The sequence below is a fragment of the Endozoicomonas sp. ONNA1 genome (assembly GCF_024606325.1).
GTDB lineage: Bacteria > Pseudomonadota > Gammaproteobacteria > Pseudomonadales > Endozoicomonadaceae > Endozoicomonas_A.
Genome location: NZ_JAHHPN010000630.1, coordinates 1 through 26,282 on the forward strand (window position 1 = coordinate 1; position 26,282 = coordinate 26,282).

28 protein-coding genes are annotated in these 26,282 nt (G+C 45.8%); 14 read left to right on the forward strand and 14 right to left on the reverse strand.

Annotation, left to right across the window (positions count from 1 at the left end):
• The 6 genes from KDK19_RS14655 to frdD all read left to right on the forward strand — a co-directional run.
• Window positions 1-648, forward strand: a 648-nt coding sequence (locus KDK19_RS14655) for a Yop proteins translocation protein K (RefSeq protein WP_257292253.1), incomplete at its 5' end; no start/stop codon positions are given.
• On the forward strand, window positions 627-1,292 hold the full coding sequence (locus KDK19_RS14660; protein WP_257279837.1) for an HrpE/YscL family type III secretion apparatus protein: 666 nt from the start codon (window positions 627-629) through the stop codon (window positions 1,290-1,292). The genes KDK19_RS14655 and KDK19_RS14660, both read left to right, overlap by 22 nt.
• Window positions 1,293-1,790: 498 nt before the next feature.
• The gene (gene frdA, locus KDK19_RS14665) at window positions 1,791-3,563 is read left to right on the forward strand and encodes a fumarate reductase (quinol) flavoprotein subunit (RefSeq protein ID WP_257292254.1); all 1,773 of its coding nucleotides are present in this window, start codon (window positions 1,791-1,793) and stop codon (window positions 3,561-3,563) included.
• A gap of 14 nt (window positions 3,564-3,577) precedes the next feature.
• Window positions 3,578-4,324, forward strand: a complete 747-nt coding sequence (locus tag KDK19_RS14670; protein WP_257292255.1) for a succinate dehydrogenase/fumarate reductase iron-sulfur subunit — start codon at window positions 3,578-3,580, stop codon at window positions 4,322-4,324.
• A complete protein-coding gene (locus KDK19_RS14675; RefSeq protein WP_257255520.1) occupies window positions 4,324-4,710 on the forward strand; it encodes a hypothetical protein in 387 nt (128 codons plus the stop codon). Before KDK19_RS14670 ends, KDK19_RS14675 begins: the two co-directional genes overlap by 1 nt.
• An 11-nt stretch (window positions 4,711-4,721) precedes the next feature.
• Window positions 4,722-5,072, forward strand: coding sequence for a fumarate reductase subunit FrdD (gene frdD / locus KDK19_RS14680; protein WP_257255521.1), 351 nt, complete (start codon window positions 4,722-4,724; stop codon window positions 5,070-5,072).
• A gap of 60 nt (window positions 5,073-5,132) precedes the next feature.
• On the opposite strand, the gene KDK19_RS14685 is transcribed toward frdD, so the two are convergent.
• A complete protein-coding gene (locus KDK19_RS14685) occupies window positions 5,133-6,011 on the reverse strand; it encodes a hypothetical protein (protein ID WP_257255522.1) in 879 nt (292 codons plus the stop codon).
• Between the two features lie 51 nt (window positions 6,012-6,062).
• Between KDK19_RS14685 and KDK19_RS14690 the strand changes: the two genes are divergently transcribed.
• The gene (locus tag KDK19_RS14690; RefSeq protein WP_257255523.1) at window positions 6,063-7,067 is read left to right on the forward strand and encodes an adenosine deaminase; all 1,005 of its coding nucleotides are present in this window, start codon (window positions 6,063-6,065) and stop codon (window positions 7,065-7,067) included.
• Window positions 7,060-7,749 carry an SDR family oxidoreductase gene (locus KDK19_RS14695; protein WP_257255524.1) on the forward strand — a complete coding sequence of 230 codons (690 nt, stop codon included), beginning with the start codon at window positions 7,060-7,062 and terminating at the stop codon, window positions 7,747-7,749. The genes KDK19_RS14690 and KDK19_RS14695 overlap by 8 nt, the downstream gene beginning before the upstream one ends.
• Before the next feature lie 45 nt (window positions 7,750-7,794).
• Here the strand turns inward: KDK19_RS14695 and KDK19_RS14700 are convergent, their stop codons facing one another.
• The 5 genes from KDK19_RS14700 to KDK19_RS14720 form a co-directional block, all read right to left on the reverse strand.
• The gene (locus KDK19_RS14700) at window positions 7,795-8,490 is read right to left on the reverse strand and encodes an anti-sigma factor (RefSeq protein ID WP_257255525.1); all 696 of its coding nucleotides are present in this window, start codon (window positions 8,488-8,490) and stop codon (window positions 7,795-7,797) included.
• On the reverse strand, window positions 8,472-9,047 hold the full coding sequence (locus KDK19_RS14705; RefSeq protein ID WP_257255526.1) for an RNA polymerase sigma factor: 576 nt from the start codon (window positions 9,045-9,047) through the stop codon (window positions 8,472-8,474). The genes KDK19_RS14700 and KDK19_RS14705 overlap by 19 nt, the downstream gene beginning before the upstream one ends.
• Window positions 9,048-9,293: 246 nt before the next feature.
• Window positions 9,294-9,617, reverse strand: coding sequence for an Hpt domain-containing protein (locus KDK19_RS14710; protein WP_257255527.1), 324 nt, complete (start codon window positions 9,615-9,617; stop codon window positions 9,294-9,296).
• A gap of 65 nt (window positions 9,618-9,682) precedes the next feature.
• Window positions 9,683-12,031 (reverse strand): DUF1631 domain-containing protein, encoded by a 2,349-nt coding sequence (locus KDK19_RS14715; RefSeq protein ID WP_257255528.1) that lies wholly within the window; start codon window positions 12,029-12,031, stop codon window positions 9,683-9,685.
• 229 nt (window positions 12,032-12,260) lie between these two features.
• The gene (locus tag KDK19_RS14720) at window positions 12,261-12,539 is read right to left on the reverse strand and encodes a hypothetical protein (protein ID WP_257255529.1); all 279 of its coding nucleotides are present in this window, start codon (window positions 12,537-12,539) and stop codon (window positions 12,261-12,263) included.
• 238 nt (window positions 12,540-12,777) lie between these two features.
• Between KDK19_RS14720 and KDK19_RS14725 the strand changes: the two genes are divergently transcribed.
• Together KDK19_RS14725 and KDK19_RS14730 are read left to right on the forward strand one after the other, a co-directional pair.
• Complete coding sequence (locus tag KDK19_RS14725; protein ID WP_257255530.1) at window positions 12,778-13,083, forward strand: hypothetical protein; 306 nt, start codon at window positions 12,778-12,780, stop codon at window positions 13,081-13,083.
• Window positions 13,084-13,162: 79 nt separating this feature from the next.
• Window positions 13,163-13,690 carry a GNAT family N-acetyltransferase gene (locus KDK19_RS14730; protein WP_257255532.1) on the forward strand — a complete coding sequence of 176 codons (528 nt, stop codon included), beginning with the start codon at window positions 13,163-13,165 and terminating at the stop codon, window positions 13,688-13,690.
• 110 nt (window positions 13,691-13,800) lie between these two features.
• On the opposite strand, the gene sctV is transcribed toward KDK19_RS14730, so the two are convergent.
• Genes sctV through KDK19_RS14745 form a run of 3 tightly spaced genes read right to left on the reverse strand, consistent with a single transcriptional unit; the run spans window position 13,801 to window position 16,628 of the window.
• Entirely contained in the window at window positions 13,801-15,888 is a 2,088-nt protein-coding gene (sctV, locus tag KDK19_RS14735; RefSeq protein WP_257255533.1) for a type III secretion system export apparatus subunit SctV, read from the reverse strand.
• 51 nt (window positions 15,889-15,939) lie between these two features.
• A complete protein-coding gene (locus KDK19_RS14740; protein WP_257255534.1) occupies window positions 15,940-16,233 on the reverse strand; it encodes a hypothetical protein in 294 nt (97 codons plus the stop codon).
• A 23-nt stretch (window positions 16,234-16,256) separates the two neighbouring features.
• Window positions 16,257-16,628 (reverse strand): hypothetical protein, encoded by a 372-nt coding sequence (locus KDK19_RS14745; RefSeq protein WP_257255535.1) that lies wholly within the window; start codon window positions 16,626-16,628, stop codon window positions 16,257-16,259.
• A gap of 252 nt (window positions 16,629-16,880) precedes the next feature.
• On the opposite strand from KDK19_RS14745, the gene sctC reads away from it, so the two are divergent.
• The 3 genes from sctC to yvcK all read left to right on the forward strand — a co-directional run bounded on the left by sctC (window position 16,881) and on the right by yvcK (window position 21,756).
• Window positions 16,881-19,043: a type III secretion system outer membrane ring subunit SctC gene (gene sctC / locus KDK19_RS14750; RefSeq protein ID WP_257279829.1), complete on the forward strand. Its 2,163-nt coding sequence runs from the start codon at window positions 16,881-16,883 to the stop codon at window positions 19,041-19,043.
• 166 nt (window positions 19,044-19,209) lie between these two features.
• On the forward strand, window positions 19,210-20,766 hold the full coding sequence (glpD, locus tag KDK19_RS14755) for a glycerol-3-phosphate dehydrogenase (RefSeq protein ID WP_306670867.1): 1,557 nt from the start codon (window positions 19,210-19,212) through the stop codon (window positions 20,764-20,766).
• Window positions 20,767-20,841: 75 nt separating this feature from the next.
• On the forward strand, window positions 20,842-21,756 hold the full coding sequence (yvcK, locus tag KDK19_RS14760) for a uridine diphosphate-N-acetylglucosamine-binding protein YvcK (RefSeq protein WP_257253708.1): 915 nt from the start codon (window positions 20,842-20,844) through the stop codon (window positions 21,754-21,756).
• A gap of 20 nt (window positions 21,757-21,776) precedes the next feature.
• Here the strand turns inward: yvcK and KDK19_RS14765 are convergent, their stop codons facing one another.
• The 3 genes from KDK19_RS14765 to KDK19_RS14775 are packed head-to-tail and all read right to left on the reverse strand — an operon-like array spanning window position 21,777 to window position 24,723.
• The gene (locus KDK19_RS14765) at window positions 21,777-22,415 is read right to left on the reverse strand and encodes a sugar transferase (RefSeq protein WP_257253707.1); all 639 of its coding nucleotides are present in this window, start codon (window positions 22,413-22,415) and stop codon (window positions 21,777-21,779) included.
• A gap of 60 nt (window positions 22,416-22,475) precedes the next feature.
• Window positions 22,476-22,637, reverse strand: a complete 162-nt coding sequence (locus KDK19_RS14770; RefSeq protein WP_257253705.1) for a hypothetical protein — start codon at window positions 22,635-22,637, stop codon at window positions 22,476-22,478.
• Window positions 22,612-24,723 (reverse strand): bifunctional diguanylate cyclase/phosphodiesterase, encoded by a 2,112-nt coding sequence (locus tag KDK19_RS14775; protein ID WP_257279827.1) that lies wholly within the window; start codon window positions 24,721-24,723, stop codon window positions 22,612-22,614. The genes KDK19_RS14770 and KDK19_RS14775 overlap by 26 nt, the downstream gene beginning before the upstream one ends.
• 468 nt (window positions 24,724-25,191) lie before the next feature.
• On the opposite strand from KDK19_RS14775, the gene KDK19_RS14780 reads away from it, so the two are divergent.
• Complete coding sequence (locus KDK19_RS14780) at window positions 25,192-25,524, forward strand: STAS domain-containing protein (protein WP_257253124.1); 333 nt, start codon at window positions 25,192-25,194, stop codon at window positions 25,522-25,524.
• A gap of 121 nt (window positions 25,525-25,645) precedes the next feature.
• Here KDK19_RS14780 and KDK19_RS14785 read toward each other — a convergent pair whose 3' ends face one another.
• Entirely contained in the window at window positions 25,646-25,798 is a 153-nt protein-coding gene (locus KDK19_RS14785) for a hypothetical protein (RefSeq protein ID WP_257279826.1), read from the reverse strand.
• A 23-nt stretch (window positions 25,799-25,821) separates the two neighbouring features.
• Complete coding sequence (locus KDK19_RS14790; protein WP_257279825.1) at window positions 25,822-26,181, reverse strand: hypothetical protein; 360 nt, start codon at window positions 26,179-26,181, stop codon at window positions 25,822-25,824.
• Window positions 26,182-26,282 lie beyond the last annotated feature (101 nt).

Sequence of the window (26,282 nt, forward strand, 5' to 3'; positions counted from 1 at the left end):
TTTCAGTCCGTTGCTGAATTTAACCTGTACTTAGTGCGCTTTATTCATCACAGCTGGTTGAAAACCATCAAGTTATCACCACTGGTCAAACAGCTCAGAAAAGCCGGTAATGCAGATTACCATCTGTCTCATTTTTTACTAAAAGAGTTTGATCTGAGCAATGACTATGATTACGACTTTGATGAAAAGCACAAAAGAGTAGCTCTGGCGAACGAAGAAGCCATTACAAAGCTGGCTTTTTATTTGGGTATTATTCTAAACGAAAGTGTTATTCGAAATACCCTTCGTAAGCAGGAAAGACTGTTGCTAAAGAAAACACTGGGAGAGGATGGGTTTCGTTTTGCTGTTAAAAAGGCGCAGTTTTTCAGTCGCATCGGAAGTGATCTGGGGCCAAGTTTTTTGATTGACTGGGATCATCTCGATAGTTTTAAACGTTATCTTATGCAATCTGGTTTTCAGGTGCTCGGAAGGGCTTTCTCAGACAGTCCTCCTGCCTTTATCAAAAGGCTGGAATTAAAACTGCCTGTTTCATTTCGCGATACTATCCGGAGTTCAGAGAGGTCGGACCTGGATATCAATCAGTGCAAGACACTGGTCGTTAAAGCACATAAAGAGGTGAATAGAGAATGGCGTCACCTGTTCGTCTGACTTCCGGACAGTTGACGATTGACCCGTCAGCGAAAGTCCTGAAAACACAAGATTATGCAGACTATCTTGAGTCTAAAGACATTATCAAGAAAGCCCGGGATCATGCCAGAGAAATACTGGAGCAGTCTCGTCAGGCCTATGAGAAGGAAAAGCAAAGAGGTTTTGAAGAAGGGTTAGCAGAAAGTAAGGTTGATCAGGCTGAGCAAATGCTTAAGGTCGTCAGCCGAACCATAAACTATCTCTCAGAGGTGGAGAAAGCTCTGGCTGATATTTTAATGTCGGGGATTAAAAAAATAATTGGTGAATATGATCAGGAAGAGCTTGCCGTAAGTCTGGTAAAAAATGCACTACAGCACGTCAGAAATGAAAAGCAAGTCACCATTCGTATCCCGCCCAGTCAATTCAAGATGGTTAAAGCAAGGCTTAATGAAATACTGGCGGAATACAAAGGTGTAGGCTTTATCAACCTGGTTTCGGATCAGCGTCTGTCTACGGGGGATTGTATCATGGAGAGTGATGTTGGGGTGGTTGATGCCAGCGTGGATCTGCAGATCAAGGCACTACAAAAACGTTTTGAAAGAATTAATTCTGAAGCTGTAAACAGTATTACCAATGATCACTCCATGTTCGATGAGACACAATGATCGTGACTCATATTTGAAAATATAATCTTCTATAGTTTTTTTCTCACTCCCTGACTCAGGGATGCTTACCGTTATCCACAGGAAAATGTCTGTCTGTTACACATCATGCTCAGAAACTGATTTCTCTGAATGTTTTTGTTTGAAGGAAAATGGTTCAGAATTTGTACTTTTCCCTGTGAGAGTCAGGATGTGTTGAATACTCATATCTATGGGATTTCACGTGATTGCTTCAGATGTTATTAGTGAGTATATTGAACTCGTTAACTTGTTAACGGGTTTGGCTGACCACTGCGATGGCATGAGCCGTAAGGGTCTTGAATAGAGCTATACTGATTTTCAATGTGAGCACTGAAAATCCTCTCAATAGGCAGTATCCAGACATTTCCCAATAGGTTTCCTTTCAACGATTTCACTTAACCCTGTCCGGTTGTGATGGAGTCTGCTGCCAGGCTGAAAGACCGGACCTTCAGTAGAGGTTGGCATAAAATGCAGGTCATCATGACCGATGTTGCAATTGTAGGTGCTGGTGGTGCCGGACTTCGTGCTGCTATAGCGGTTGCAGAAAAAGACCCAAACCTGAATATTGCACTGCTCTCAAAAGTATACCCGATGCGCAGTCACACCGTGGCGGCAGAAGGGGGGGCAGCAGGCGTTATTCAGGATCATGATTCTTTCGAGAATCACTTCAAGGATACCGTTTCCGGTGGCGACTGGCTTTGTGATCAGGATGTTGTCGATTACTTTGTTCAGAACTCTACAGAAGAAATGATTCGTCTGGAGCACTGGGGATGCCCCTGGAGTCGTAAGCCGAATGGTGATGTTAACGTACGTCCTTTTGGCGGCATGAAGATTGAGAGAACCTGGTTTGCTGCCGACAAATCCGGTTTCCACATGTTACACACGCTTTACCAGACATCCGTCAAATATCCTGCGATTGAACGTTTCGACGAATACTTTGCTACCGATCTGATTGTTGAAGAGGGTCGTGTTCAGGGTGTGGTTGCTATTGAAGTAAAAACAGGGGAGCCGAAGGTTTTCCTGGCAAAATCCGTGATTCTGGCAACCGGTGGTTCTGGTCGTGTATTCCGCTTCAATACCAATGGCGCCATTGTCACCGGTGATGGTCATGGTATGGCTATGAGAGCGGGGGCGCCACTGAGAGATATGGAGTTTGTTCAATACCATCCAACCGGTCTGCCCGGTTCGGGCATTCTGATGACCGAAGGTTGTCGTGGCGAAGGTGGCATTCTGCTCAATAAGCATGGCTATCGCTATCTTCAGGATTACGGTCTGGGGCCAGAAACACCGGTGGGCCAGCCAAGGAACAAATACATGGAACTGGGCCCGCGTGACAAGCTCTCCCAGGCTTTCTGGAATGAGCAGCGTAAGGGCAACACCATTGAAACTCCTCTTGGTGATGCTGTGCTGCTGGATCTTCGCCATCTGGGTGAAAAGAAATTGATGGAGCGCCTGCCCCTGATCTGCTCACTGGCTAAAAACTATGTAGGTGTTGATCCTGTTCATCAGGCTGTTCCGGTTCGTCCTGCGGTTCACTACACCATGGGGGGGATCCGTACCGATATCAACTGTGCGGCCGATATTCCAGGCCTCTACGCTGCCGGTGAATGCGCCAGCATTGGCATGCACGGTGCTAATCGTTTGGGCTCAAATTCCCTGGCGGAAACGGTGGTATTCGGTGCAATGGCCGGTGATAAAGCGGCCGGGTTTGCTCAGCAGGCTGTGATGCCTGATGAGAAAAAGCTGTTGGATCAGGCGAAAATGCATCTCTCCAGCATCGAAAATCTGCGCAATGCGAAGGGCACTGAAAAAGCTTCTCACATTCGTCAAGAGATGGTGAAAACTATGGAGCGTTGCTTTGGTATCTTCCGAATTGGCGAAGAGATGCAGGAAGGGGTCGATAAGATTGCAGAGCTTCGTGAGCGCTTTCGTAATTTACAGGTTGAAGACCGCAGCAAGGTTTTTAACACTGAACTCTTGCAGGCTTTTGAACTGCAAAGCTCCCTGGCTGTTGCTGAAACCATTGCAGTAGGAGCGCTGAATCGAAGGGAATCCCGTGGTGCTCATCAGCGAATTGATGGTTTTGACAATCGTGACGACGAGAACTTCCTGAAACATACTCTGGCATATTATAACGGTGACTCAGCTCCCCGTTTGGACTATCAGGATGTCAATATTACTCGTTATCAGCCAGAAGAGCGTGTTTACGGTGCAGCGGCTGAGAAGGGTGCTGCGGTGCCGGATGCAAAGTGACGGGAGGGCTGTAAATGAGTAAAAAGACAATCAACATCGAAATTCTGAGGTACAACCCGGAAAGCGATGAGAAGCCCGGCTACGGTAGATTTGAGGTTCCTTTTCTTGAAGAGTGGTCTGTGCTGGATGCCCTTGAGTACATCAAGGACGAACTGGACTCTTCTCTGGCCTATCGCTGGTCTTGCCGGATGGCTGTTTGCGGAAGCTGCGGCATGGTCATTAATGGCACGCCCAAGCTGGGCTGTGAGACCTTCCTGAGGGATTACAAAAGCACCATCAAGGTAGAGCCACTGGCCAACTTCCCGATTGAGCGTGACCTGGTGGTGGATGCAGAAGACTTCATCAAAAAACTGGAGTCTGTGAAGCCTTATATTATTAATGCAATGGAAAAACCGGTTGCAGAAGGTGTAAACAAGCAGACACCCAAAGAGCTGGGCCTTTACAAGCAGTTCTCCAGCTGCATTAACTGCATGCTCTGTTACTCAGCCTGCCCACAAATGGGGATTAACCCACTGTTTACCGGGCCAGCCGTTATCGCACTGGGACACCGTTACAATCTGGATACAAGGGATGACGGGTATGATGAGCGCACAGAAGTGATTCAGAGCAAGAACGGTGTTTGGTCCTGTACCTTTGTGGGCTATTGCTCAGAGGTCTGCCCAAAGAATGTCGATCCTGCTGCAGCTATCAACCAGAACAAGTTGCAGGGCGCTCAGGATTGGGCTTTGTCTTTCCTGATGCCGCTTAAAGGAGGTAAGTGATGAGTCGTCGTCCTTATGTGCGTCCCATGAAGCGCACTTGGTATATGGATCATCTTTTTTATCGCACCTACATGATCAGGGAAGCGACCTGTGTGTTTGATGCGCTTTACAGCATCAACTTGTTCTTTGGTATTGTTCAGCTGACCCGTGGTGGAGACGCCTGGGAGGGCTGGCTTTCTTTTCAGGCTAATCCTCTGATGATTCTGTTCACGGTTGTGACGCTAGGGATGACTCTGTTTCATGCAGCCACTTATTTTGATATGACACCACGGGTATTGCCTCAGCAGATTCGCAAGATGGTGGCTGATCATGTAGTCAATAAACTGATGTATGCAGGTCTGGCAGGTGTTTCTGTCATTATTTTCGCTGCTGCTGTGCTGTTTTGAGGGAGATGGTCATGAGTCAGAAAAGACACATTGAGCCGTTGCTTTGGAGCCTGTTCGGCGCTGGTGGAACAACAATCGCTTTTTTCTTCCCGGCTACGATCCTGGTGATTCTGGCGGTATCTTTGGGCGTGATTCCAGCAGAAGCACTGTCTTATGAAAGAATGTCTGGTTTCTTCTTGAATAATCTGATTGGACAGTTGGTTCTTCTGGTCGCCCTGGTGCCTTCCTATTGGGCCTGTATCCACCGTATTTACCACGGCCTGCATGATTTGGGTGTTCATCCGGGGGCAGGGCTTAAAGTAATGTTATATGGAGCTACTCTGGTTTTGAGTGTGGTGACTGTGATTCTGGTACTGTCCTGATTTAATGAGGTTTCCGATCAAGAAAAGCCGTCAGACAGCCTTTGACGGCTTTTATCATATCTAAGTGCCGTTAAAAGCCGACATTTCGATGCGCATCTGACGAAGCTGCTGTTCCACAGCTTTCTGCTGGTCAGGTGTCAGCTCACCTTCCTGTAACATTAATCCGAGTTTGTTGGCTGTCTGACTTAAAGAGAAGAGGCATTTCTCCTCCATGAGTCTGGTCATTTCCTGAAGTTGGTTCTGTCCCAGACTGCTGTTACTGAGGTACTCATCTGCCCTTATTTTGGCAATTGTTCTGACCGGGCTCTCTGAGGTTCCCAGCTGGGTCATGTAGCCACTGATTTGTTCAAACTGTTCTTCCAGTGAAACGTCTGAAACCACCAGTTTACTGACAATATCGTCAGCAGTGAGCTGCCCAGCGAAGGTGACTAACAATTTTTTGGCTCCCTCTGATTGATCTTTTGGTAAGGTAGAAATCAGTTTATCGAGTTGATTCAGGTCCTTGATGAAACGTTCCATGGATTCCCGAGCACCGACCAAATCACCTTTTTCAAAAAATTTCAGCATCATACCCAAGTCTGCAGGTGCCAGTTTACCTTCTGAAGGCGTTGATTTGACGCCTCTGGAGAGAATCGATTTCTTTTCTGGTCCTGACAGCGGCTTCTCTTTTGAAAGATATTTCTTCGGTTGCGTTTCATCAGAAGCACCACTGCCCTGATTTACAGGCGGTCGGCTGGGTTCAAATTGTGTTTGGGAGGGAGGTTGTCCTGAGCCATCAATCTTCGACATAGTGCCATTCCATGGTTTTTTGCCGGAAAAGACGCCTGAAAGCGAAAGCATCCTTCCTGATATCGCTGCCTGACTTGCAGCCAGAGCGTTATAATAAGTATCTTTAGAAAGAATAGCTCTTTTTAACGTGGAAATGCAGTATTCATTCAAAGAACAAGTTCCTGACGATCTTTAATGACAGATGAAAAGGTAGATTCTTCCATGATTGACTCGTTACCCAAGGCAGAACTTCATCTGCATATTGAAGGTACCCTGGAACCTGAACTGATGTTGTCTCTGGCTGAAAGAAATGAAATCAGCCTGCCTTACCAAAGCGTTAAAGAAGTCCGGGACGCCTATCAGTTTTCCAACCTGCAATCCTTTCTGGACATTTATTATGCTGGTGCAAATGTTCTACAGACCGAACAGGATTTTTATGATTTGACCTGGGCGTATCTGGAGCGCTGTCAAAAAGACAATGTAGTTCATACCGAGATTTTCTTTGATCCACAGACCCACACTGGCAGAGGTATCCCGTTTGGCACTGTGTTTGAGGGAATGGATGCCGCTCTTCAGGATGGCAGAAAGCAGTTGGGTATCAGCAGTCATACTATTATGTGTTTTCTTCGTCATTTAGGAGCTGAGGCAGCGCTGAATACTTTTGAAATGTCCAAACCATGGCATCAGCGACTGGTCGGTGTGGGTCTGGATTCAACGGAGCTGGGGCACCCTCCGGAGATGTTTGCAGAGGTCTTTGACCAAGCCATACAGGCTGGGTTGAAGACCGTTGCTCATGCGGGAGAAGAGGGTCCGGCAGACTACATCTGGGGAGCTTTGAATGCACTTAAAGTGTTGCGGATTGACCATGGTGTTCGATGTTTGGATGACGAGAGTCTGGTTCAGTATCTGGTTGAGAACAAAATTCCCCTGACAGTGTGTCCCCTTTCGAATGTCAAATTGTGTGTATTTGACAGTTTGTCAGAACATAATCTGAAGCAGATGCTGGATAAAGGACTTTGTGTCACTGTCAATTCTGATGATCCTTCCTATTTTGGTGGTTATATCAACGATAATTTCCATGCTACGCAGCAAGCCTTAGGGTTGGACGATCAGGCTGTTTATCAATTGATACGAAACAGCTTCAATGCCAGTTTTCTTGAGAGTTCAGAACGATCCCGGCATCTGGCTCGTCTGGACACTCTCTATAAGGAGTTAAGTGATGACTAAAACGGTGGTGGTGACCGGTGCAAACCGGGGTCTGGGTCTGGAGTATTGCAGGCAGTTTTTGGAAAAAGGCTACAAAGTATATGCCTGCTGCCGGGCACCAGAGTCGGCAGAAGATTTGCTGAACCTGAAGCAGCAGAACAGCGAAAAACTGGAAACGGTACCTCTGGATGTCACCAACCCCGCACAGAGAATGAATCTTAAACATACGCTGCAGAGAGAGCAGATCGATATACTGATTAATAATGCGGGTATCTATGGTCAGCGGGCGAAATTTGGCGAGGTTGAATCTGAAGAGTGGCACAAGGTCATGGAGGTCAACACCATTGCACCGGTTTTGCTGGTGCAGGAACTGTTTGAGCTGATGCCTCAAGGTTCAAAGATTGTATTGATGACCAGCAAAATGGGGAGTATTGCTGATAACACAAGCGGTGGAAGCTATATCTACCGTTCCTCAAAAGCGGCATTGAATGCTGTTGGCAAAAGTATGGCGCAGGATCTATCTGATAAGGGGGTCAGTGTGGCTATCTGTCATCCGGGCTGGGTTGTGACGGATATGGGCGGACCCAATGCTTTGATTGATACCCGAACCTCCATAAAAGGGCTGATTTCTGTGATTGAGCAGCTTGGGCCGGAAAATACCGGGCAGTTTTTTAACTATGATGGTGCCCTGATTCCCTGGTAATTAGAAGATCAGGCACTGCCCCGTCAGGCAGTGCCTCGAAACAAGTTAGTAAGTTCGAGTGCTCCAGTCACCTTTATCCAGAACAGGCCCCATGTCCCAGCCGTTGGGTGCGCCCTTCTGGTCTTCAAGTGTGACAATAATTTTCGCTTTGGAAAGCTTCTCTGCCCATCCCTTGGGTATCGTCATCTCTTTTGTACCTGATTCAGGCAGCATTCCCAGAGAAACAGGCTCTACACCATCCACCACCAACCAGAGTTCACAGGCTTTCCCTTCAGGGATGGAATCAGGCTGAACGGTTTCCATAACCAGTTTTTTACTGCCCAATGATGCGTTAAGAATCCACCCGGGGCTTTTTTTCTGGTTGTTGACGACATAAACGTATTCCATGTTCGCCGGGTTTACCGACTGAAAATTCGCCAGAGCCACCATAAGAGCCAGGGCAACCGAAGCAAAAGCGGAACCTTGCCAGAACTTCAGGCTGCTCCAGAATGATTCTTTATTGTTGGTAGCTTGCTCAATATTTTTCCAAATATGCTTGGGAGGCTCGACAGGAGGCAGAGCCTCGTTCAGAGTATCCAGGTACTCTCGCCACTCGTCTACTTCACGCTGAACATCGTGACTAACAGCCATTAATACTTCAAATTGAGCCTTTTCATCAGGCGTCAGCAGGCCGAGCACATAGTCTGCTGCAGCCTGATTTCTTTCATCAGGATTGCTTAGATCTAAGCGGTCGTCATGCATTCCTTCAACCTCATCAGTCCACGTCGAATCCACGTTTTCACTGTTCCGATAGGAACTTCCAGCTGGTTAGAAAGATTCTGATGAGTCATTCCATCAAAATAGCTGAGTTCCAGACAGCGTCTCTGGTTATCATTCAAAGTTCTCAGACAGCGGTGGACTTGCTGACTGTTCTGTGTTTCTGTCATCTTTTGTTCCTGACTGGAACTCTGGTCGACCTGCAGGTCAAGCGCCTCCGTTTCCACCTGGGGCTCCCGGTTCAGTTTCCGCAGATGGTCCAGTGCCTGATTTCTGGCAATGGTGTTCATCCAGGTCATGGGAGCAGCTTTGCTGCTGTTATAGCTGGAGGATGCCTGCCAGATCTTTATATAAACCTGCTGAAGACAATCTTCTGCAAGCTCTCTGTCTTTCAATATACGCAGGATCAAGGCAAAGAGTTTCGACGAAGTCAGCTGATAAAGATGTTTAAAGGCTTTTTGTTCCCCCCGGGCACATCTGGCCAGATCTTCAGCAAGACTTTGGGGAGAGGGTGTTGATATTGAGGTGGAGGTCAGACTCATTCGAGTTGTACTGTTTATGGGTTAGGACGCTTACTCTACCGGATAAATCACTCTCATCAAACCTCCATAAAAGACTCTGACCACATCCAGTCTGACGACCTTACACAGGCAGGGGGTATGAGGCAGTGTTTATGCAACCTTGATCAGGTCATAGGAATGATTCCGGGAGTGACGATATTGGAGGTTGTCCGACAGTGTCTTTCTGGCTTGAGTAAAGGTAGCATGACACATATACAGTTTTAGATTTCATAGCTTTTTGATAGCTTCAGAAACGCTGCTATAACACTTCCTGATATCAGAGAGTAATGATTCGAACTTCTCATTTTCAGCCTGTTTGCCCGCTTCTTCCAGCTCATTGGTCAGCTGTATCAGCTGATTGGCTCCCACAATCATTGATGAGCCTTTGATTCGGTGTGCGAGACTGGCGATCTCGCGGTGTGTCTTGTTTTCAACTGCTTTATCCAAGGATCTGAGATCCTCTTCTGTGGTGTTGAGGAATTCATCCAGAAGCATCTGCATCATTGGTGCATCGTCTTCGGTGAGCTGTTCCAGGTTCCCAAGGTCGATCAATGGATACCTCCTTTGTATCTGGATCAGTTGGGGAAAACATTCAGGTTATGTGTCGTCGACAGATGCTAAAACTTCAGGAATTTGTTCATGACAGCATGCAGAGCCTTGTCGAAGAATTGAGTATCTTCAATAATACGAATGCGCTCATTTTCTATACCGGACTTGATTGCGTAGCCAGACATTTCGGCTACTTTCATGCCAGAACTATTAATGAAGGTATAGCGATGGGAGACTGTATTAATAGAAGAGAGTTTACAACGGAAATGCTGATCCTGCTTGCCAATGAATTCAACCCACTGGCCTATGCTAAGTTCTACTCCGGTATGCTCTTCCAGAACATCTTTTTCGATGACTCCGTCTTCCTTTGGAGTCGTATCAACGACCTCGGGAATGAGTAAGTCTGATTCAAGGTGAGGATGATCTAACCTTTGACTCTGAAGTACGATCTCTTCTGTATCCGATTCTGCAAACTCTTCTTTTGCTGCTGAATCTTCGAGGGTTACGTTAATAAATTCTTCTTCTATTGGGAATTCAACAGGCATTGATATCAGTGTGGTCAAATCATGCATCCATTCAGCGAAGATAGAGGGGGCATGACCGGTTTTGTTGAGATGGTCGAGCAACATAGTTTTTAATAGGAGCCAGTCTTGAGCTGGGACCGAATCACGGTTTTCTGGTTGTAGATTCCATAACAAGATATCCAGTGTATTAATGGCATCGAACCATGGAATGTCAGCTGAATCATTGGTATTAGCAGTGCTCTTCATACCAGCGGTTTCCAGAACATCAGACCAAACTTCATTAACCAGCTTTTCCATTGAGTCCGGCACTGTATATTGCCGGGTAGAAATGAGATTGGAGATGATTAGTTGAAACTCACAGTTTACCTTGCTTGTCTGAGCTTCAAGAACAATATCTTCCGTACTAATGGCCTCTTCACCCTCTGCAGGTTCAGTCTGATTGGGCTCTGTTCTAGTTTGATTCTGGTCTAAAGAATCCCTGATTTTAAGTAGCTTATCGTTGAATGTTTTATGACAGCTGGAAAATATGTCAGGGTCTTCGGTGAAATGTTTGATAATGTACTTGACTGTTTCTTCAATCAACTCGATAACAGGCTTTTCTGTTTCTGGTTCCAGTGTCGTATGCATGCCGGCTGAGGTCATGTCATTGAGTAACTCTCTTGCCGCATGGCGACGGTCAGTTAAAAAACTTTCTTCCAGTAAAGTCAGTTTCAAAACAGGAATCTGAAGTAAACCAATCAGATTTTTAACGTCATCCGGTAACTCATGATCGTCCAGAATAAACTCGAACAGCATGCCGACCATGTTGATAAGGTCACGGTGCCTTGGTGAGAGCTTTTGTTTTACACCCTTGTCCTTCAAGGCACTCTTGATCGATTCTGCCAGACTGAAGATAGAGTCATGTTGACCCGAGAGCTCTTTCTGTATGGATGTCAGTGTACTGGCTAGCTCGATGCTGGCAAACAGTCTGGCATCACCACTCACCGTTGCATTAGAAGTCTCTGACGGGGTATGTAGTAGTCCTTCTACTCTGGAAAACAGCCTGTTTACCAGTTCATTCATGAACGCTTCATTCCAGGTTTGCGATGAATCCTCCGTTTTTGACGTCGTCTCAGGTTCAGGCGCTTCTGAGCGATATTGGGGAGCAGCCTCTCTGCTATTGGCTTCTGGTACTACTTGAATGTGTTTGGATTTTGAAAAGGGTTCATCTTCTGGTATTTCTGCAATTTTTGTAGCTGGCATGCTGATTTCAAGCCCCATAGAATCAAGGTACTCGTCCACTTCATGCCAGAGCTCCATCACAGCGGGTTTTATCTTGAGAGCAAATTGTAAAAGCAGTTCCTGGGTCAGGTCTGAAGACAGCTGAGCGGGTACCAGCGCTAGCGCGAAGCTCTCACAAATCTTCTGAGCTCCTAGTGGATTATTCTCTGGCTCAAGATGAATTAATCCAGACAGCCTGTTTTGTATATTGTTGAAGCGTTGAAGTTGGTCATTTATGCTAAGTTGACTGGCGGCATATTGCCACGCCAGCTTTTTCTCAAGATCGCCATTGTCAAGCAATGACAGCTCACTCAGAGAAACAGAGGCATGTGTATTGTCCTCTTCTTCAAGATTATTGAAATGTTTTAATGCCTCCTGCCGGAAGCATTGTATGATCTGATTTTTTGATCTTTCCAGGTTTTGCCTGGCTTCCATGAACTGCATGATTTGAGCGTTGTTTTGGCCAGCATCAGAAAGCTCCACGATATGCTGAGCCAGGTCAGTAAGAATATGATCGACAGGAGGGAATACCCATTTTTGGAAAGCATTGATGAGAGAGGTGTTTATTTCACCCACTTGAGAGAGTTTTGTTGAACTCGGTAGCGTGACAACATTGCTCGACGTTCCTGTCATAAATACTACTGCTCCCTGTATGACAATTAGGTCTGAGTTTACGTTTGATTGTTTATGGGGTTACCTGCTTAAATGGCCTGAGGCTTATTTCTGGCGGTGCCTTTAGCCAATATGTTTGACTTATTTGTCCTATTGTAATTTATTTGAATCAATATATTTATAATCAAAAGAAGTAAAAACGGCTAAAGGGTTAACCTGTTGTCAAACTTGTGATAACAGTAGTTGCAGGTTAGCCCTCTTTCAGCTCTTTAGATATTTCCCGGGCTTTCTCCATGGCCTTGTTGAAGCCGTTCTTGAAAAGGTTCTCCCTGATCTGCCTCTGAAGCTCTTCCGGGCTGATCATGCCGTCTTCCACTTCACTGGTCTCAGCTTCTTCCATTTCTGCCTGTTTTTTGAGATTAGCAAAGCGCTCTGCCTCAGCAGCATCAATTGGCTGTACTGGCTGGGTTGGGTCAACTTGACCGCGGTTGGAAGGTTGGATCGGTTCTGCGTCATGGTTAGTGATCATGCTTCTCTCCCTGTGGGTTGAAAATTCTGATGAGCGGTAATGTCTATCCTTATTTATATCGCCCATAACCATATTTCATTGTAGATAAAAAGGTTAAAGAGTTTGTTAGGGGACAAAATGGAAGTTGTTCTATAGACCATGGATTATTATTTCCAATCTATGTAAGAACAGGGGGTTCACACCTTAAAGCCCTCCATAGCTTCGCCGACAACTGGATTAGTTATGTTTGGAGAATGTTATGAGTGGACAGCATTTCACATTGACCATCAGTCAGAGTACAACAGACGCAGGCGATTTTGCCATCCACATGAAAGAAGAAGGTAAATCCGAGCAGCTTCTTGTACACCTTCGGTTTATGGATTCACCCATGCTGGACGAAAAGTTCCTTGATGATATCGTTGGCGTTCTGGCTCGAAAACTAGCCAAACGTGTCATTGAATGGCGTGTTGCCCCAGATGTTAACCCTGATACCATGCCCGATGCCCAGGATGAAGCTAGAGCCGTTGTCAATGCCATGCTCGATAAAATGAAAAAAGGGCAGTGACAGCTCTGATACCCCTCTTTAGCCACACAGTATTTTGCCGATTGAATACCTGATGAATTGATCATGTCAGGCAATGGATATGCGTTTTGATCTGGGTAACGGATATTGTGTTAGAAGCTTTCTTTACGGTGATGCACCATCACTTTCACGTCACGGCAACAACTGGAATGTGGCCAAAAATCTCAGGGATAGTTTTCCACATCCTTATACGATAGAGCATGCCAGAGCATGGATTCAGCATGTGAAGGAAAATGAAGCTGATACCCGTTTTGTGATCGATCATGAAGGGGAGGCCATTGGTGAGATCGGCTTTGTAACCCAAGTGGATGTTCATCGTTTTACGGCTGAAATTGGCTATTGGTTATCTGAATCCCACTGGGGAAAAGGAGTAATGACTCAGGCTCTCAGCCGTATCACACAGTATGCCATGGACGAGCTGGGTCTGGTCCGCATTTATGCCGATGTGGTTGATTACAACAAAGGGTCTGGAAAAGTACTCGAAAAGTGCGGCTTCCAACTCGAAGGTATCTTGAGAAAACATATTTTCAAAGGTGAAGACTACTTTGATCAATACGTTTACGGTCTGGTTCGTTCTGAACTCCAATGATCCTCGAGTGAATGGCCTCTGAGCAAACATCTTTTTTCACTTCCTGCATTTCTTTTCTGACCAGACAGCCTTCTTACTAAAAAGAGTGGGCTGTCAGTTATCAACATTGATCAGAGTGATATACGACCCAGAGGTTGTACTGTGATTTCTTCTGTAAGCTCTTGGTGAGACAATACGGCCAGATCATAAACTTCCAGCTCCAGAAGCTTCCTGACGTATCGGCGAATATCCATCGATGTGATCAGTACAGGTTTATGTTCAAGGTGCCCAATTTTGCCTACTGTGTTTTTTACATTCTCAACAAAGCGAGCAGACTGGGACGGATCAAGAGCCAGATAGCTGCCTGCTGATGTCTGTCGGATGCCACCACGTATGGTATCTTCAACATCTTGATCAAGAAGGTAGACAGGCAGCATGTTTTTACCATTCGAATACTTGTAACTGATGTATCGTTTCAATGATGAGCGGACATATTCTGTTAACTGAACCACTTCCTTTTCTTTGTGGCCCCAGACGACCAGTGCCTGAAGTATGGATCTCAGGTTCCTGATCGAGATATCTTCCGAGACCAGTCGCTGGAATATTTCAGTGATTTTATTAACTGGCAGAAGACGCTGGACTTCTTTGATCAGTTCGCCAAAGGAAGACTCCATTTTTTCCAGCAGGTATCGGGTTTCTTGAATGCCGATAAACTCTTCTGCATATTTTTTCAATACGTGAGCCAGATGAAATGTCAGTATTTTCGGAGCATCCATGTAATTAACATTATTTTTTTCCAGCTTCTCTTTCTGGCTTTCTTCTGCCCAGAGCGTATCAAGGCTGGGCAGGAAATCTTCTTCCTGTTCATAAGGGATTTTCAGCATTTCCAGATGGTCAATGGTTTCACGAACGAAGACATAGCCAGGTCTGAAATGACCGCTCGCCACAGGAACTTCCTGAAGCATGATGGAATAGCTGTTGTCCATCATGGCGTCATTAAAGCGAAGATGGATACCAGGAAAGGGAACCCCGAGATCCATGTACAGAGCTTTTCGAACCTTCAGAAGCTCATCGTTAAGCATCTGGGTGTTCAGTGTTTCCTGAATGGAAGTAGGTACATCAATAATAAGTGGCAGTGTCTGCGTAAACTCTTCCTGCTGGTCCAGTCTGGACTTTGCATCTCCGGCTGATTCAGTCGCGGCAGCCATGGCTGGAATCCCGCCTTCGGCTTCCTGAGCCATCTCGCGGGAGGCTTTCCTCAGCAGGTAATAACCTCCGCCGCCAATTATCAGCGCCAGCATTAGAAATATGAAAGTGGGAAAACCGGGAATCAGAGCAAAGCCAAGCAGCAGGACGCCGCCCACCAGCAGCGCTTTGGGCTTATCAAGGAGCTGTCCACCAATTTCGTTACCCAGATCTTTGGAGTCTTCATTGGACACCCTGGTAACGATAATACCGGAGGTTATGGAGATCAGCAGAGCTGGTATCTGTGAAATCAAACCATCACCTACAGTCAGGATGGCATATAGCTGCAAAGCCTCACCCGCCGTCATGTCATTCATCATGGTACCAATGGCGACACCGGCTGTGATGTTCACAAAGATAATGATCAGACCTGCGATGGCATCACCCTTTACGAACTTCATGGCGCCATCCATTGAGCCGTACATCTGGCTCTCTTTCTGCACCAGTTCCCGACGTTTTTGTGCTTCTTCCATTTCGATAGAACCGGCACGAAGGTCAGCGTCGATACTCATCTGTTTACCGGGCATGCCGTCCAGTGAGAAACGAGCACTGACTTCTGCCACCCTCTCAGAGCCCTTGGTGATGACAAGAAACTGGACAATAGTGATGATCAGGAAGATCACGATACCGACAATCAGGTTGCCGCCCACCACAAAATTACCGAAGGTATAGACGATTTCACCCGCGTCAGCCTGAAGAAGAATCAGTCGGGTAGTGGTGATGGAGAGCGCCAGTCTGAAAAGGGTTGTTACCAGAAGCACCGCTGGAAACGAAGAGAATTCCAACGGAGATAACAGATAGATAGACGTCATCATCAGGATGAAAGAGAGCCCCATATTGAGGGCAATAAGAAAGTCCACCAGAACGGTGGGCATGGGCAATATGATCAGGCTGACGATGGCTACCAGCATGGCTGCCAGCATCAGGTCATTTCTTTGGCCCAGTTTATTAAGCCCTGCGACGACAGGATTCATGCTTTATGACCAGTCTGTTTGCAGGGGAGAGCAGTCTGGTCAAGCAAGAGATTATTTTACAGCGGCTTTCTTTCTCTTTTTGAGCAGTGCTCGCCCCTTGATCCATTTAATGGCCCGGGTATCCATTCCAGGCTTCGCGTACTGCAAAAAAGTATCGGCGGCCTTGATAGAATCTTCAGGTCGATCAACTTGCAGGTAGGCGTAGCTGAGCATTCGATAAACATCGGGGTTTTGGGGTTCAAATCGTTTAACGGCTTCCAGCAAAGCGATAGACTTTCGTGGCTGGAGATACTCCATATAATAAGAGGCCTGAGCCAGTAACCACTGCCTTAATGGCTTATTCATGGTGTGTTTCCCTGTTGTTCCTATTAGCCCGCGACCAGAACATTCCGTGTCATGGTCAGGTATTCCTGCAATTCTTTTGACTCTTTTAATACGGCTAGAGCTGCTTTTGCTTCTGGCCACTCTTCGGCATGCTTGCTCAGAAGGCTCAGAGCCATATCCGTCATCATGTTATGTTCATCAGGGGAGAGTGAAGGAGCCTTTTCAGTCAGGTTGAGGGCGAATTTTTTTTCACGATCCTGGAAGGTGCGACCCATTTCAAGGGCTTTCCAGAAGTGAGCCGCAATGCTTTTACCGGAGGGTTTAAAAGAAGACTTGTCTTTCGGAAAGTCTTTATCAATAAAGTCATTGTTGACGAATGAAATACCAGAAAGGCCGTTTTTAAAAGACACGTCCATAATGCAGAGCCTCTGTTTAAATGAATTGATTCTCTTCGTTTTAGCGTCGGCTGGATGACAGCAAACTGTAGCACTGGCCCTAAAACTGTGTAAATGATTAGAATTGAAGAGTAATCTTGGATACACTGGTTTTATTCTGTTGTGTATTTAAATTAGCTATAAAAAATAAAAAATTGATTAGAAAAAGTTTATTTAGCCGTTAATACCTTTATTGTGGGTTGTTTAGAGGACGGGCATGGAGGCACTCTTCGGATGGGGTCAAAAACTCTCAAACTCTGGCTAGTTTTGTTGCCTGCTCTGGCTTTGTTGATTCCATTACTGTTTGCCAGCACGTTCTTGTCATACTCCCAGGCGGCGGTCTGGTCTTCCGTTCCACAAAATGACAGTACTCGAAGGCATATTGTGCGCCCTGGTGAATCGCTCTCCATTATTGCGCAGAACTATGGCTTTGAGCTCCGTGAGCTGGCTGAGTTTAATAGCATTACCAACCCTTCCAAACTGATGGTGGGACAAACCATATACCTTCCCGAGAGTTCTACTGAATATGTTGGGCCCGGGTTTCAGGCAGCCTCTCCCGCAGAGCCTCCGCCACAGGCTCTGGATGCAACCGCATTTCCTCCGACAAGATCAAGACCTGATGAAGAAGAGTATTTCAGGTTGCAGCAATGGATGGGTGGCCAGAAACAAACGACAGGTATCGAAAGTATCGATTACAACTATGTGAGAAAAGCTCCACAGCCTCAGGTCGAGGTGGGCTTTGATATTCCTCTTGAAGCTGAGGACCCATCCGGAGGAAACAGTACTTCTGAGTCATCGGTCAAACAGATGGAAAATATTGAAGTAGCCGGCAAGGAGTTGTTGGAAGAAGTGGAAGAGGAGGTCAAAGATTCAGAGTCTCCAGCCTTGGCCGTCTTTGGAGACCGTCCTTATTCCTTCTATGGCAGTGGTGAAGATTTGCTTGAGGCATTACAGAATTTTGCTGCCAGTTACTATGTTCCAGTCGTTATCTCTGAAGATGTCGTAGGTGAAGTAAACGGCAAGATTGGTCCACTGACGCCCGTCGATTTTCTGGATCACATGGCCAATATTTACGGATTCATCTGGTATTTTGATGGCCACTCACTCTATATCTACAGTGGCAGTTCAGCTGAGCAAAAGATTATCAGTCTTGGATACATGACAACCCGGGACTTCAAGACAACACTCAAAAAAGTGGGTATCTGGGATGGGCGTTTTTTTTGGAAAGAGCAGCCAAAAGATGGCCTGATCTATGTATCCGGACCGCCAAGGTACATTGAGATGGTGAGTCAAACGGCTGAGCTTCTCGACAATAAAGAAGGTGAGCGTCAAAAAAGCAAATTGACCGTGCGTATGTTCAGTCTCAAATACGCCTGGGCTACCGATAAAAGTTTCAATTTCAGAGGTCAGCAGATCGTTGTTCCCGGTGTAGCCAGCTTGTTAAGAAACATCATCAGTGGAGGGGGGGTCTCCAGCGTTGATCGCAAGCCTGTTGAGCCTCTTAAGATGCAGCCCGCAAAAGGTGTTGTTCGTAACGGTGTTAACAATAATCAGCAGGCCCGGCAAACTGAAGAAGCATTGAATTCCGGTGCTTATATTGAAGGGGCTTACATAAGTGCAGATCCAAGGCTGAATGCCATTATTGTTCATGATCTGGAGTCCAAGATGGCCATGTATGAAGGTCTTATTGAGTCTCTGGACAAACCTTCTTCCCAGGTCGAGGTCAGTGTCTCCATTATTGATGTAAATACCGCTGACATAGAAGCTCTGGGCGTTGACTGGAACAATACCCGTGGAACCAATTCCGAAGTTAAATTTGATCCGGGTTCTTCCGCCTATGCAGATGACTTCTCTTCATTCACGACGGTTCTGGGTATCAATATTGGCAGCTTTAATGCCCGACTCAGTCTGTTGGAGGATGAAGGTCGAGCCAAAGTGGTTTCCAAACCTTCCATTCTCACTTTGGACAACCTGGAGGCAGTCTTCGATAACAGCAGCACCTTTTACGTTCAGGTGGCCAGTCAGGAAGATGCAGAGTTGTTCCCTGTGACTTCGGGTACCGTCGTTCAAGTCACCCCCAGAATTGTCAAAGAAGAGATAGGTCGCCGGATTCACATGAGTGTGAATATTCAGGATGGTGGCGATTCCAACGACCAGAATCTTTCCCTGCCAAGGGTTAGTAACAGTTCGATCAGTACACAAGCGATCGTAAACGAAAATGAAAGTTTGCTGATTGGTGGCTTTTACAAGGAAAGCCAGGATCAGAAGACGACCAAAGTTCCGGTGCTGGGCGACATACCTGTTCTTGGTCGCTTGTTTCGTGCTGATAAGAAGCAAAACATCAGTCAGATGCGCTTGTTCCTGATAACCCCTCGCATTCTCAGTGCAGGAGCCTGATTGATTTGGAGCATTCCTGCACCTCCTACTTGTGTCATTCTCTTGTTATAAACCACCTGTATATTCGTATTTCTTCGAATTGGTAAATATGTTGGTTTTTTTTGTACTATAGAGTTCGCTATAGTTTGTATATATTCGTAAATATTCGTTTTTGGATGTAAGTGAAATGATGCAGGTGCAGACAGAGGGGCTCTTTGATATCTACGTAATTGGTGGTGGCATCAATGGTGTAGGTATTGCCGTAGATGCAGCAGGCAGGGGCCTGAAAGTGGGTCTTTGTGAAAAGTCTGATCTGGCTGGAGCAACCTCATCAGCCAGCAGCAAACTGATTCATGGTGGTCTCAGATATCTGGAACATTATGAATTCCGTCTGGTCAAGGAAGCGCTGGCAGAGCGGGAAGTTCTTCTTAAAATGGCGCCTCATATTGCTTCTCCCATGCGCTTTTGTCTGCCTCACAGACCTCACTTGAGACCCGCCTGGATGATTCGTGCAGGGCTCTTCCTTTATGATAACCTCAGTGCCCGTATTTCTCTCAAGGGATCAAAATCCCTCAGGTTTGGAAAGGATTCTGCGCTCAAGGAAGACTTCAAAAAAGGTTTCGAATACTCTGATGCCTGGGTAGATGATGCTCGTCTGGTCGTCCTGAACGCCATGGAACTTCAGAGAAGGGGTGGAGAAGTTCGTACCCGCACTGAGGCATTGCGTGCTGAACGAAATGACGGTGTTTGGCATATTACTCTTCGTGATGAGATCACTGGAGAAGAATCTGTTGTTCGAAGTCGCGCTCTGCTGAATGCGGCAGGTCCCTGGGTTCAATCTTTCTTTGATCAGGGGCTGAAGCAAAAATCCCCACGGAAAATCCGTTTGATCAAAGGCAGCCATATTATCGTTCCCCGCATTCATGAGGAGCCTCGAGCTTACATTCTGCAGAACGAAGATAACCGGATTGTTTTTGTCATTCCTTATCTGGACAAATATTCACTGGTGGGCACCACCGACGTTGAGTATAAGGGTGAACCTGCAGATGTGTGCTGCTCTGAAGATGAAAAACGTTATCTGTGTGATATTGTGAACAAACACTTCAAACAACAGATCTCCCTGAACGACATTGTCTGGGATTACTCTGGAGTGCGTCCACTCTGTGAAGATGAGTCAGACTCACCCCAGGCGATTACCCGTGACTACACCATGGAACTGGAGGACGAGGATGGCAAGGCACCGTTGCTTTCTGTCTTTGGCGGTAAACTCACGACCTATCGTAAGCTGGGTGAAGCGGCTGTTGGCAAGCTTCAGCCTTATTTTCCTGATATGAGTGAAAGCTGGACCAAAACATGCCAGCTGCCTGGCAGTGAAGGGTTCAAGGGTGTTCAGGGGTGCACTGAAGAGCTTTGTAATGTTCACCCCTGGCTGCCCCGAGAGATTGCTTCCCGCCTCAGTGGAACCTATGGAAATCTGAGCGGTCTCCTGATAGGAAAGAGCCGTTCACTGGAGTGTTTGGGTGAGCATTTCGGTGCCGGACTCTATGCTGCTGAAGTGGATTACCTGATTGAGCATGAGTGGGCTTACCAGATTGAAGATATTCTCTGGCGTCGCACTAAACTGGGCATTGAGCTGGATGAACCTGGCAAGGCTAAACTGGAAGCCTACCTTGCAAAGAGATTACCTGAACTGATTCCGAATCGATTCAGTAGTGAAGAATCATCTCTGAAGAAGGTCGTATAAAGTCGTATAAAGGTGGATTCATCAGCCATCTTTTATATACAATTTTCTACTACAGTCACAACGTCTAAGTAATACATGCAGTCCGTCAACGCTCTTTTTAAATGTCGTCGTATTGCCGCTATCGGTGGTGGCCATGGTCTTGGAAGGGTTATGGCCAGCCTCGGTTTTATGAAAGGTCGACTCGCTGGTATTGTTGCTACCACTGATGATGGTGGTTCCACTGGCCGACTCAGGGAAGCCAGTGGCTGTATCGCCTGGGGTGATTTGAGAAACTGCATCAATCAGCTTTGTTCAGATAGTCCCAACCTGGCACGTATTCTTTTTGAGTATCGTTTCAAAGAAGACAGTGGAGATCTTACTCATCATAACTTGGGCAACCTGATTCTCCTGGCTATGGATCAGATGTGTGTCCGTCCTATGGAGGCTATTAATCTGATTCGTCAGATACTTCAAGTTGAAACAGACCTTATCCCCATGTCAGAAGAGCCTGCCAGTCTTGCAGCCATAATTGATAATCAACAAATTGTGGGTGAGACAAAAATAGATGCTCTGGATCAGAAGCCTGATCGTTTACTGTTGATTCCAGATATTCAACCGACTCAGGAAGCCCTGACGGCACTTGAAGAGGCCGACCTTATTATTCTGGGTCCAGGCAGTTTCATGACCAGTGTATTACCTGCCTTATTGATGAAGGATGTCGCAGAAGCTATCCAGAAAAGTGATGCTTTGACTGTATTTATCGGGAATCTCACTCCAGAGGTTTCGGCAGTCAGACAGATGCTTATTGATGAGAAGCTGAACTGGATGAAGGAAATGACAGGGGTTTATCCCGACGCACTCTTGTGGCCTGAAGAGCGTGAAACACCGGAAGGGATAAAGTGTTCACTGCTTCATCAGCCCCTGGCCGACCCTTTTCAGCCTGGCGTTCATAGCCGGGAAGGAATGCGCAGAGCGCTGGATACACTGGTAGCGAACCATCTGAATTATTGAGGGCATTAGCCCGATGGTTATTAGCGCTTGCCAGTGACCATAACCCAGATCGTTTTGAGTAGGATGCTAACGTCCATCTTCAGCCACTCAGCAGGGCTGCTCAAAGATAGTGCGTAGGCGTGGTCATAAGCGACGTTGTTTCTCAGATCATCGACGGTTTCGTAGAAACTCAGGTTTACTTGAGCCAGTCCGGTCATTCCGGGGACAACATCAAAGGTTCTTTCGGTATAGAAGGGGATGTTATCTTCCAGCTTTTGGCAAATGTCAGGGGGTTCAGGTCTGGGGCCTACGATGGACATATCGCCCATCAAAACATTCCATAACTGAGGTAATTTATCCAGATGGGTTCTGCGAAGAAAGTGACCTACTTTAGTGACTTGGGGAGCATTTCTTGTTGGCCGGACAGAACCGCTTGTGGCCTCTGTATCGACCTTCACCGTTCTGAATCGGGTCATCAGAAAGAGACAAACATAGTTTTCGCTCTGATAGCCAATGCGCATCTGACGATAAAAAACCGGACCAGGACTGTTCAGTTTGATCATTAAAGCAATCAAGGGGTAGAGAGGCAGTGTAAAAATAATGCCTGTCAATGCTATGGATAGATCCATTGCCCTTTTACCGAGAGCGGTAAGCGGGTGGACATACGTGGCATCTTTCATGTCTTTACTCCCTTTCATCTTCGGCTTTCATTTCATACGTCGTAAACCGTAAACCGAGGATTACTGGCTCACGTAAAGAGTCACAGAGAAGGGGTTGTCGTTTGAGACATAGGGTGTTTCATCAATATTGACTGTATTGACGGGTTTGCCACAGTGATTCACGGTCAGGCAGCGCTCAATTGCCCGAGTAGTTTTTTCAGTTGTCGCTGACGTCGGGTTCATTGGGGAATATCCTTTTTCGGGAGTTTGCAGGTGTGCTTTTCCAGGCTCTCAGAAATTCGGCAAATTCCTGATCAGGAACGGGTTTGCTGTAAAAGTACCCTTGGCCTTCTGTGCATCCTGAGTTGATCAGGTGTGTTTCCTGCTCTTTGGTTTCAACCCCTTCGGCGATGACTTCAATGCCAAAGCTTTGACCCAGTTGAATAATCGCTTCAACGATAACAGTGTTTTCTTTATTTTCTGGTAGCCCTTCGACAAAGGTTTTATCGATTTTCAATTTATCGAATGGAAACTGTTTCAGGTAACTTAGTGAGGAGTAGCCTGTACCGAAATCATCCATTGCCAGGGTAATGCCTGTTGCCTTGATTCTATTGAGCTGTTCGGAGGAAAGTTCTATATCTTCCATAATACTGGTTTCGGTCACTTCAATTTCCAACAACCGGGGTGGAATCTGGTATTTGCGCAACAGGTAATTGATACGGTCGACGATGTTTTTGTCTCTTAGCTGAATCGCAGAAAGGTTCACGGCCATTCTCAAATCATGGAATCCTGCTTTATGCCATTCATGGAGCTGATGGCATGCGGACTCAAGCACCCAGTCACCTATGGGAATGATATCCAGATTATTTTCTGCCATGGGGATAAACATTTCTGGTGAAATAAGCCCCTTCTCAGGATGCTTCCAGCGAAGTAAAGCCTCGGCACCGACCATCCGGGAAGTTTTGAAATCAATCTGTGGTTGATAAACCAGACTTAGCTCATGATGCTCCAGAGCTTCATGAAGGTCCCTTTCAAGCTTCTTACGCTGACGAATCTCGGTATCGATAGTGGCAATATAAAACTGATAGCGGTTGTGGTTTCTGGATTTGGCCATGATCATGGCGAATTCAGCCTGTTGCAAGAGATTATCAACTTGCTGACCGTCGTCAGGAAATAGGGTGATGCCTACAGTTCCGCTGATGGTTATCTTCTCTTCGTTCACTGTAATGGGAAGAGCCAGCTGTTTCAGAAGAGCTTGGGCCATTTCAGCTGCTTCGTAAGGTTGGGTGATCTTAGATAGAATGATTGCAAACTGGTCTTCTCCAAGCCTGCCTATGTAACCTCTGTTACCAATATTACCAATATGGTTTCTCAGGCGATCTGCAATTTTGACCAGTGTATGCTCTGCTGCTTTGAAGTTAAGCTGGGCATTCAGTGATTTGAAGTCATCAAGACCAAGACAGAGAATGGCAATATTGCCATCAGAGCTTGAGAGTTTATCAATCAGGCTCTGCAACTGCTTCTGCAAGGTTTTTCGGTTTGGCAGACGGGTTAAATAGTCGTACTGAGACAGTCTCATGATCTGAGCCTCGGCTTTCTGCCTCAGGTTCAGGTTTCGATCTATTGATTCCAGTAGCTGATTCGCTGTTCTGACCCAGAGACCCAGCTCATTGTTTTGATGACCTTTAGGCATAGGTAATTTATGAGAGCCGGGAGCGTCCGGGTTAATCTGTGACAGGCTTACGATCAAACGATTCAGAGGTTTGGTAAGAATAAATGTATAGATCAGGTAGAGCAGCAATGCCATCGCAATGGCCCTGAAAATACCGCTGACCATGACAATCAGTGAGCGCTGGATGAACTCCTGACCGTGGTAAGCCGTATCAATGGCCAGGAGGAGTTCGCCGTAGCTTTGATGAGAGGGTATTTCCCTTTGTAGAGGAATACGATAAATTCGAATAGGTTCAAATATGTAGTCCGAGAGCTGGCGATACCCTGAGTTGGAAAGGCCACGCTTTACCACAGCAAGCTCAGGTTTATCAGGTATTTTGATGGCAGCAATGTGGACTGACTGGTGCTCCATTAACCCGGAAAGAATCTCCCGGGCCATTGTGGGCTCCAGTCTACTGGCAGCCTGAATGGAAGGTTCCCTGATCATGGACAGCATTTGCAAGGCTTCTGAATCAATGATGTTGCTTGACTGGCGGGCATCAAAGAAAATTTGAACACAGCTGATAGCAATACCCAATAAACAGGCTGACATTAGAACAGCTTTAAGCAATTTGGCAGATAAACGTTGCTCAGCATCAATGCCTGTGCTGGTTTCCATATTCTGTGACTTCTTTCTATGCCATCCATAAAACGTTTAACAACGACGGACTCAATGTGGTTGGCTATTGATTAAAAAGTAGAAAGCAACTACTCAAAAAAGCTAGTAAGCAATCAGATGTTGGATACAGAGCTTTTCATTTCCTTGTGAGATTAACTATAGGAAGTTAAGAACAACTTACTAATACGAAATTGTAATCTTTAAATACGATTTTAATTGTTTTTTTTATTAGATAAAATAATTGTCGAAAGGTTTTTTATTTATTTTTTTTAAATAAAAGTGATGATAAGTTGGCAAAAAGCCTTTTTGATTAGTATGTGTTATCTTTATTTGGTTTTTTTATCGCCAAAGAATATAGAAGCATTCATCTTTTAAGCTATCACCTGTCTAGTCTGATAATAAGTGTTTGAAATGATCTCTGATTTTTTTCTTTTCAAATCTGGGAGTAATGTTAAGGGGTAGGAAGTAATGAATTACGAAATTTGGCAAACTCAGTCATGTGATGTCATCTCATTGAAAGATCAATTTAATGCTGAAACTGTTAATGATTTAAGACCTTATTTTGACTATTTGATCAAAGATTGTGCTGGAGATGTTCTTGTGGACATGATTTCCGTTAAAAAGCTTGATCCTTCTGGTGTAGGTGCATTGCTCTTTCTTTATAAGCGTTTAAAAATTGAAAACAGGAAGCTGGCTTTGGTAGGCGTTAATGGTAAGCCAGGTGAGCTTCTGAGCATGTTAAGAATTAATAGATCGATTAAGCAATATAATAATATGGAAGATTATTTCTCCAACTACTAAAAAAATGATAAGATAGTACCTTGGCGTTTATTAATACTCTTTCAATATCTGGCCAGTGACACCTTCCGACTTTAATTTTTGAAAGATGGCGTTGATCTTTCTTTCATGTTTTTCGGCAGACTTACTGAACATGAACATTACAGGAACACAGTCGAATGTTTTTTCTGTCACAAATAATCCCCGCAAACCGGGTTTTAATGAGGTGGCGAGCAACCAGTTCGTCTATCAGTGCTGCGTCATTACGACCTTTCTCCAGAAGCTTCAAAACATGCATTTTATCTCTGGTATTCTTACGAATCACTTCTCCCGATTGAAAGTAAGGTTCAAAAGTTTTATACGTACCGTTTTGCACCACCCCGAATTACTTTCACTTAACTGGACAATGACTTCTCCGTGCTCGCAAGAGGAAACTTTCCCGGACACTCTGTCTCGCCATTGAGGGTAGCTCGGGGCTTCCAGATCCAGACTGCCATTTCCTACCATGTAAATAAGCCGGTTGAAAGGGTAGTATTCTTCCTTGAAGTCATAGGCACTCCTTTGGCTAATGGCTTCAAGGGTTTTCTGGACAATGCCTTTTTTATTATCGATCCGGAAAAGAGGAGGATAGTTTGTTGGAAACAGTCCTGTTGAGATGGAGATCTTGTTCTTATCTGCCATAGCGAGTGTGTCGGGTAGAAAGAGGAAAAAGAGCAGAATCTGTAATCCTATCTTTTTTTGTTGATGATCACTCGCATTTCAGGTCTCGAACTATGTCGGGG

Excerpts from the sequence above, each read along its gene's own strand:
- KDK19_RS14660 (WP_257279837.1), top strand. The coding sequence starts at position 627 with ATGGCGTCACCTGTTCGTCTGACTTCCGGACAGTTGACGATTGACCCG.
- frdA (WP_257292254.1), top strand. The coding sequence starts at position 1,791 with ATGACCGATGTTGCAATTGTAGGTGCTGGTGGTGCCGGACTTCGTGCT.
- KDK19_RS14670 (WP_257292255.1), top strand. The coding sequence starts at position 3,578 with ATGAGTAAAAAGACAATCAACATCGAAATTCTGAGGTACAACCCGGAA.
- KDK19_RS14675 (WP_257255520.1), top strand. The coding sequence starts at position 4,324 with ATGAGTCGTCGTCCTTATGTGCGTCCCATGAAGCGCACTTGGTATATG.
- frdD (WP_257255521.1), top strand. The coding sequence starts at position 4,722 with ATGAGTCAGAAAAGACACATTGAGCCGTTGCTTTGGAGCCTGTTCGGC.
- KDK19_RS14690 (WP_257255523.1), top strand. The coding sequence starts at position 6,063 with ATGATTGACTCGTTACCCAAGGCAGAACTTCATCTGCATATTGAAGGT.
- KDK19_RS14695 (WP_257255524.1), top strand. The coding sequence starts at position 7,060 with ATGACTAAAACGGTGGTGGTGACCGGTGCAAACCGGGGTCTGGGTCTG.
- KDK19_RS14700 (WP_257255525.1), bottom strand. The coding sequence starts at position 8,490 with ATGCATGACGACCGCTTAGATCTAAGCAATCCTGATGAAAGAAATCAG.
- KDK19_RS14705 (WP_257255526.1), bottom strand. The coding sequence starts at position 9,047 with ATGAGTCTGACCTCCACCTCAATATCAACACCCTCTCCCCAAAGTCTT.
- KDK19_RS14715 (WP_257255528.1), bottom strand. The coding sequence starts at position 12,031 with ATGACAGGAACGTCGAGCAATGTTGTCACGCTACCGAGTTCAACAAAA.
- KDK19_RS14720 (WP_257255529.1), bottom strand. The coding sequence starts at position 12,539 with ATGATCACTAACCATGACGCAGAACCGATCCAACCTTCCAACCGCGGT.
- KDK19_RS14725 (WP_257255530.1), top strand. The coding sequence starts at position 12,778 with ATGAGTGGACAGCATTTCACATTGACCATCAGTCAGAGTACAACAGAC.
- KDK19_RS14730 (WP_257255532.1), top strand. The coding sequence starts at position 13,163 with ATGCGTTTTGATCTGGGTAACGGATATTGTGTTAGAAGCTTTCTTTAC.
- sctV (WP_257255533.1), bottom strand. The coding sequence starts at position 15,888 with ATGAATCCTGTCGTCGCAGGGCTTAATAAACTGGGCCAAAGAAATGAC.
- KDK19_RS14740 (WP_257255534.1), bottom strand. The coding sequence starts at position 16,233 with ATGAATAAGCCATTAAGGCAGTGGTTACTGGCTCAGGCCTCTTATTAT.
- KDK19_RS14745 (WP_257255535.1), bottom strand. The coding sequence starts at position 16,628 with ATGGACGTGTCTTTTAAAAACGGCCTTTCTGGTATTTCATTCGTCAAC.
- sctC (WP_257279829.1), top strand. The coding sequence starts at position 16,881 with ATGGGGTCAAAAACTCTCAAACTCTGGCTAGTTTTGTTGCCTGCTCTG.
- glpD (WP_306670867.1), top strand. The coding sequence starts at position 19,210 with ATGATGCAGGTGCAGACAGAGGGGCTCTTTGATATCTACGTAATTGGT.
- yvcK (WP_257253708.1), top strand. The coding sequence starts at position 20,842 with ATGCAGTCCGTCAACGCTCTTTTTAAATGTCGTCGTATTGCCGCTATC.
- KDK19_RS14765 (WP_257253707.1), bottom strand. The coding sequence starts at position 22,415 with ATGAAAGATGCCACGTATGTCCACCCGCTTACCGCTCTCGGTAAAAGG.
- KDK19_RS14770 (WP_257253705.1), bottom strand. The coding sequence starts at position 22,637 with ATGAACCCGACGTCAGCGACAACTGAAAAAACTACTCGGGCAATTGAG.
- KDK19_RS14775 (WP_257279827.1), bottom strand. The coding sequence starts at position 24,723 with ATGGAAACCAGCACAGGCATTGATGCTGAGCAACGTTTATCTGCCAAA.
- KDK19_RS14780 (WP_257253124.1), top strand. The coding sequence starts at position 25,192 with ATGAATTACGAAATTTGGCAAACTCAGTCATGTGATGTCATCTCATTG.
- KDK19_RS14785 (WP_257279826.1), bottom strand. The coding sequence starts at position 25,798 with ATGCATGTTTTGAAGCTTCTGGAGAAAGGTCGTAATGACGCAGCACTG.
- KDK19_RS14790 (WP_257279825.1), bottom strand. The coding sequence starts at position 26,181 with ATGGCAGATAAGAACAAGATCTCCATCTCAACAGGACTGTTTCCAACA.